Annotated in this window: 7 protein-coding genes; 3 read left to right on the top strand and 4 right to left on the bottom strand. The window is 57.3% G+C overall.

Annotation, left to right across the window (positions count from 1 at the left end):
- The 3 genes from K1Y02_24330 to K1Y02_24340 form a co-directional block, all read right to left on the bottom strand.
- A partial coding sequence (locus tag K1Y02_24330; protein MBX7259510.1) for a hypothetical protein occupies nucleotides 1–587 on the bottom strand: 587 nt, incomplete at its 3' end.
- Nucleotides 588–626: 39 nt separating this feature from the next.
- The gene (locus tag K1Y02_24335; GenBank protein MBX7259511.1) at nucleotides 627–953 is read right to left on the bottom strand and encodes a J domain-containing protein; all 327 of its coding nucleotides are present in this window, start codon (nucleotides 951–953) and stop codon (nucleotides 627–629) included.
- Between the two features lie 25 nt (nucleotides 954–978).
- A complete protein-coding gene (locus K1Y02_24340; GenBank protein MBX7259512.1) occupies nucleotides 979–1,755 on the bottom strand; it encodes a rhomboid family intramembrane serine protease in 777 nt (258 codons plus the stop codon).
- Nucleotides 1,756–2,230: 475 nt separating this feature from the next.
- Here K1Y02_24340 and K1Y02_24345 point away from each other — a divergent pair, with 475 nt between their 5' ends.
- Nucleotides 2,231–4,624 carry an enoyl-CoA hydratase/isomerase family protein gene (locus K1Y02_24345; GenBank protein MBX7259513.1) on the top strand — a complete coding sequence of 798 codons (2,394 nt, stop codon included), beginning with the start codon at nucleotides 2,231–2,233 and terminating at the stop codon, nucleotides 4,622–4,624.
- Nucleotides 4,625–4,695: 71 nt separating this feature from the next.
- On the top strand, nucleotides 4,696–5,859 hold the full coding sequence (locus K1Y02_24350) for a thiolase family protein (protein MBX7259514.1): 1,164 nt from the start codon (nucleotides 4,696–4,698) through the stop codon (nucleotides 5,857–5,859).
- Nucleotides 5,860–5,974: 115 nt separating this feature from the next.
- Here the strand turns inward: K1Y02_24350 and K1Y02_24355 are convergent, their stop codons facing one another.
- On the bottom strand, nucleotides 5,975–6,157 hold the full coding sequence (locus K1Y02_24355; protein MBX7259515.1) for a hypothetical protein: 183 nt from the start codon (nucleotides 6,155–6,157) through the stop codon (nucleotides 5,975–5,977).
- Nucleotides 6,158–6,169: 12 nt separating this feature from the next.
- On the opposite strand from K1Y02_24355, the gene K1Y02_24360 reads away from it, so the two are divergent.
- Entirely contained in the window at nucleotides 6,170–6,475 is a 306-nt protein-coding gene (locus K1Y02_24360) for a hypothetical protein (protein MBX7259516.1), read from the top strand.
- Nucleotides 6,476–6,518: the final 43 nt, after the last annotated feature.

Below are 6,518 nucleotides of genomic sequence, written 5' to 3' on the forward strand. Positions count from 1 at the left end.
GCAGGTCCGCTAGCCGGCAGGTTCAGCTTCGCCGCGAGTTCCGGGGTGATGAGGATGTCGTAAGGATTGTTTGGCTCGATGCGCCATCCCAGATACGTGTAGCTTGCGTCGGCGTTTGTGATTGCTCCTTCATCTTCGCATGACCAAAAGCTTTCGCTTTCAAGAACGCCAAACACTTGCTCGTTGGGCCGCCATGGTCTTGTGACAATTGGGCCTTTCTTTTCGGGTGGAGACAGATAAGGTCCTTCGGGGCACACAAGGACAAGAGGGGTTGCTGCATAGTCAGGGTAGATCGCGCCCCACTCGGGACTAAAGGAGTATTCGTCGTGGACATTCAGGCAGCCCTTTGCATTCTCCGCGGGGCCGAAGGGTTGAAAACCTTGAATCGGGGGCATTGCATACATGTTTTCCTCACGGTACATGCTGAAGATGGTTGCCCACTGTTTAAGGTTGTCGACGCACGTTGTTGGGAGAGTCGGCAGGAGATTGTATTTGATATAGGGGAAAAGAAGCAGGGTCGCAACGACAATCACGGCCAGCACGGCGATTAGTTCAATCCAACGCAACGTTTTTCGCTTTGAGGGCATAGCTAAAGACTCCGACTATTCTGCACGTTATGTAGACCGCTACCGGCGGGCGGACCGAGCGCGCTTCAGCAACGCAAAGGCTTCGTTAAGCGCCCTCATCGTATCTTCGTCGCCGCCATGATCCGGATGATGGACTTTGGCCTTTCGACGGTACGCGCGTTCGATTTCGTCCCACGATGCGGTAGGCGAAATTCCCAGCATTCGGTAGCACAAATCCAGGTCTTTTGGAGGTGCGGGGGAGACCGGCTCTTCGACCGCGTCGCCCCGCAGTTGTCGAATCCCCCGGATAATCGTTGGCCACACACCGGTCATGCTGAGGACCAATATGATGATCGAGAGGAAAAGCAACTCTTGAAGACTGGGCATTAAGCAATACCTGAATAGTAGGACGTCAGCGTCGGCGGCGCTTTTCGTCCTCGAACTTGAATATGTTGTCTACGGCGTCCCCCAGGGATCCGAATTCGTCTTTTGACTTCTTGGTCTTACCTTGCCACGACTGCAACCGCGTACGCAAGACGGGCACAAGCTTCATGTAGGCGTAACCTGCGGCAAGCCCGCCAAAATGCGTCATCCATGCCTGTGAGGAATTCTGCATGGCCGACATCAGATTCATTACGATAAAGATGATCACCAGAGCGCGGGCATTTACCGGAAATGGAAACGGGATAAGAAACACCTCACGGTCGGGATAGGCTACGGCGAATGCGACAAGCACCGCTGTCGTAGCGCCACTGGCTCCGACCACAGTAGGAGACACCGATCCAGTACGTATCAACCAGAGCGCGAATTCCGCGAGCGCACCAGCCACGCCGCAGATGATGTAGAAACGGAAGAACTGGCGCGTGCTTAAAATGCGCTCAACATCCGGACCAAAGAAATACAAGCCCACCATATTGAGGAAGAGGTGCATGAGATTGCTGTGCAGGAACATGTACGTGAAGGGCTGCCAGATGCATCCCTTCATCAGCATGGTCGGGCTGAATGCAAGGAGATCCGTTACGATTCCGCCCGGGGTGCCGGCTGAGTATCCTCCCAGCGGAATCTCCAGCAGCAACTGCACGGCAAACACCGCCACATTGAGCATGATTAGGCGTTGTACCGCATAGGTGATTCGGTTGCCCGAAGATTGCCCTTCGTATCTACGCTCGAAATGGAAGTAAGCGCTCATGGTGCCCTGTGGTGACGCCCGGTCAGACGCAAATGCCGATGACTCAACCCATAGCGTGACAGATTCCGGAGGTCCGTGGCAAGCCGCGCGCGTCTCGCGAGTGCAGCCTGAACTCAAAGCGCATCGTTAGTTGAGTAACGTGCTGCATGACAGGGTGGGATGGAGCTTGCGGGGTGGCAGGCTGCGTTTTGACTTTGTGCGCAGTTTGTTTGGCGAGAGTCCAGTCTTGACGGTCTGCCCGGGAACGTGTAGGATTGGGATCTGGCGTTCTAGCTGTGATCCCGCAGGTGGCAAGTTGAGCAAATCTTCGTGGTGCGAGTGGCATTTCGCGTAGCTGACCTATCGGTAGGTCAATTCGCGATCTAGCGCCGATGTTGCGCTTATAGCGTTATTTTGCAGGCACTTACGTTTTAGTGATACGCCTTGAGAAACTCGGGGCTGATCATAACCTCTACGTGGAAGGAGTCAGCAAGGCATGCGAAAGATACGGCGCGTAGCAGTTCTGGGCTCGGGCGTGATGGGGGGCGCCATTGCGGCGCATCTCGGCAATTGCGGTATTCCCAGCCTCATGCTGGATATCGTCCCCCCCAACTTGTCGGACAAGGATAAGTCTAACCCCAAGAAACGAAACGGGTTCGCGGAAGGCAGCAAGCAAGGTTTGCTTAAGGCGAAGCCGTCGCCCATCTACTCGAAATCCGTGCTCGATATGATCGAGATCGGCAATTTCGACGACGACATGGCGAAAATCGCGGATTGCGATTGGATTATTGAGGTCGTCAAGGAAGACCTGTCGATCAAGAAGAAGATTTTCGCGGAAGTCGCCAAACATCGCAAGCAGGGCAGCATCGTCAGTAGCAACACCAGCGGTATTTCGATAGCTGCCATGACCGAAGTGATGGACGCGGACATGAAGAAGCACTTCCTGGGGACGCACTTCTTCAACCCGCCGCGCTATCTGAAATTGCTCGAGATCATTCCCCACAAAGACACTCTTCCCGAGGTGGTCCAGTTCATGGCCGAGTTCACCGAGAATGTGCTGGGCAAAGGTGTCGTCTACGCCAAGGACACACCGAATTTCGTAGCGAACCGCATTCTCACTTTTGGGTGCCAGTTTATTCTTCACGAAATGATTAAGGATGGGTTGTCCGTCGAGGAAGTGGATGCAGTCACAGGCCCGGTGGTCGGGCACGCGTCCTCGGCGACCTTCCGCACCTTCGATCTCGTGGGCCTGGACACCTACCTTCACGTGTTGGGCAACGTCGCAAACAACTGCCCGAACGACGAGCGCATGGACGTGATGACTGCGCCGGATTTCCTCAAGAAGATGGTGGAAAAGGGCCTGTTGGGAACGAAATCGGGTTCAGGCTTCTACCAGGCAACCAAGGAACGCGACGAGAAGGGCAAGCGAATCATCCTTGGGTTGGATTTGAACACGCTGGAGTATCGCCCGCCCATCAAGCCACGGTTTGAGAGTACCGGCGCGGCTCGCAACGCGACCTTGGAAGAGAAGCTGAAGATCATGCACACGGGCACCGACAAGGGCGCTGTGTTCGCCTGGAAGGTGTTCGCAAATACCGCCATCTACGCAGCGAACCGCATCCCGGAGATTGCCGACGACATCGTCAACATCGACAATGCCGTGAAATGGGGTTTCGCGTGGGAGATCGGCATCTTCGAGACCTGGGACGTGCTTGGGGTCAAGGCAGTCTGCGAGCGAATGGAAAGTGACGGGCTGAAAGTACCCGCCATTGCCAAGGACTTGCTGGCCAAGGGTCTTGACTCGTTCTACACCACGAAGAACGGCAAACGGCAGTACTTCGATGCGGCGACAAAATCGTACAAGGACGTTCCGGTCAATCCGAATGCTCTGTACATTTCCGAGAAGAAGGCTTCTGCGCTCGTGAAAGAGAATGATAGTTGCAGCCTCGTCGATATCGGTGACGGGGTGCTTTGCGCTGAGTTCCACACAAAAATGAACGCCATCGACGCAGACATGGGCATGATGCTCATGGAAGGCGTGACACTTTTGAACGACGGCAAGTTCGAAGGCATGGTAATCGGCAACCAGGCCGAACATTTCTGTGCGGGCGCGAACATTTTCGTGATTCTCGGCGAGGCCATGCAGGAAAACTGGAAGGCTATCGACGAGGCCGTCAATGCCTTCCAACAGGTCAATCAATCCATGCGGTTCTGCGATAGGCCCATCGTATCGGCGCCGCATCACTACACGTTGGGCGGCGGCATCGAAGTCTGCCAGCACACGGCGGTCTCTGTAATCGCCGGCGAGACATACGGCGGGTTGGTCGAGGTCGGCGTAGGCCTGATACCGGGCGGTGGCGGCTGCAAGGAAATGCTGCGCCGCGCGCTCGCGTACGTGCCCGAGTCCGTGCCGGATGGCGATCCGTTCCCGTACTTCCGGCGCGCCTTCGAAAGCATTGCGACGGCCAAGGTCGGTACGAGCGGAGCCGAGGTCATCGAGCTGGGCTACCTGAGCGAATGGTGCCCCATCGTGCCCAGCCAGGATCAGCAGATCAAGCGCGCCAAGGACATGGTGCTCAGCTTCGTGAAGGCGGGATACCGCGCCCCGAAACCGGCGACGTTGGTGGCTCTGGGCGAATCGGCGCGCGCGGCGATCCGGGTCGCGCTCTACGGATTCCAATTGGGTGGATATGCGTCGGAGCACGACGTGTTGATAGGCGAAAAACTGGCGAACATCCTGACCGGCGGCGATCGGCTGCCGGGCACAAAGATGTCGGAGCAAGACGTCCTCGATCTGGAGCGCGAAGCGTTCCTGAGCTTGGTCGGGACAGAGAAGACTCAACAGCGTATCCAGCACATGTTAACCACCGGAAAGCCGTTGCGGAACTAACTTAGGGCGCGCGTCAAGCGCAGAGACTCTCAGCGACCTGAACAGTCAGGCGATGGAGGAAAGATTCCATGATGCAGAACGTGTACGTTGTATCGGGAGCGCGGACGGCGATCGGCAAGGCGAAGCGTGGCGCTCTCGTGAATTACCGTCCCGACGACATGGCCGCAGAAGCGATCAAGGCGGCTATCGAACGCGCGGGGATTACACCGGATCGAGTTCAGGATGTTGTGCTCGGTTGCGCCATTCCGGAGCAATCGCAGGGCATGAACATGGCGCGCATCGCGGCGCTCCGCGCGGGCATGCCGGACACGGCAAGCGCCATGACCATCAACCGCTTCTGTTCGTCGGGCATGGAGGCCATGGCGATTGCGGGCGCAAAGATCACGGCGGGGTTGCTCGACATCGCTGTTGCAGGCGGCGCGGAATCGATGTCGATGGTGTCGATGCCCGGCGCGCGTGTCTCGCCGAACCCGTACTTGTCGAAGAATCATCCCGAGATCTTCATCGGAATGGGCAACGCGGGCGACAACGTCGCGCGCGACTTCGGATTCACGCGGCAAGAGCTCGATGAGTGGGCAGTGGAGAGCAATCAGAAGGCCGTCGCGGCCATCGACCAGGGCAAGTTCAAGGATCAAATTGTTCCTCTGCAGGTGCCCAATGGCGCAAGCGGTCCGGTCGTATTCGACACGGATGAAGGCCCGCGCCGCGATACGACATTGGAAGGTTTGCTCTCGTTGAAACCGGCCTTTGCGGTAAACGACAAGATCGGTTTCCACACGGCAGGCAACTCAAGCCAAATGAGCGACGGCGCGGCTGCTCTCGTTCTCATGAGCGAGAAGGCCATGAAGGAAACCGGCGCAAAACCGCTGGCGCGCTTCCTTGCCTACAATGTCGCGGCGGACACGCCAAAGTACCTCGGCCCGGCTCAATTGGTGGCCATCCCCAAAGCGTGCCAGATGGCGGGGATTAAGGTTTCCGATGTCGACCTGTTTGAGATCAACGAAGCCTTCGCGGCCGTCGCGATGTTGGTGACACGCGAACTCAAGCTCGACAAGAACAAGGTGAACGTCAACGGCGGCGCAATTGCCCTCGGCCATCCGCTGGGATGCACCGGCGGGAAGCTGTCCGTGCAGATCATCGACGAATTGCGCAAGCGCGGCGGCAAGTACGGCGTTGTAACCATGTGCATCGGCGGCGGCATGGGCGCGGCAGGCGTCTTCGAGATCTGCCAGTAGAAGTCCTTTCGCGAGGGAGACGGTCACGGGAGACGTCTCCCTCGTTTTTGTTTATCCGGAATTTGCCACGCCGCCGAAGCCTACGAGTAGCCGCGGACGTTTCGGCGAAGCGTCCCTACCCACGGGAAGACAGTAGCAGGCCCTTGACTTTTTCGAGCGCATCCTCAAGAAGGACCCGCTCGACCCCGAGGTAAATTGGCTGGCCTTCGATTTCCTCAAGGCCGATAGCCAAATCGAGGATGCCATAGCGCAACTCAAGCTCATGGCCACGTTCCCCTACGAAGACTACAAGATCCATCGTGAGATGGACATGCTCTATATGAACGAGTACAGCCAGCCTGAAATGGGGCGGCGTATGTTCGCGAGGTCGCTGCAGCTCAATCCGGAACAGCCGGAGTTATCGGAGCTGCTGGCGAAGAAAGCGCCGGAAACGGACGAGATGAACCCGAACAAGGCAATGTCTCCAGAGTCGTTTCTTCCGAAAGACCTGATGCCGAACGTACCCGGCGTGGATATCCCTACTCCGGGACTACCACAACTTCCTCAGATACCAGGCGTGCCGGGTGTTCCGGGGACATCAGGAGGGCAAGCGCCCGGCGCAGCACCCGCGCCGTAACGTAAGCCCGGAGACTGACTCTTTATCTGACATTGAATGTGTT

Source organism: Candidatus Hydrogenedentota bacterium (genome assembly GCA_019695095.1).
In the GTDB taxonomy this organism is placed as follows: Bacteria; Hydrogenedentota; Hydrogenedentia; order Hydrogenedentales; family SLHB01; genus JAIBAQ01.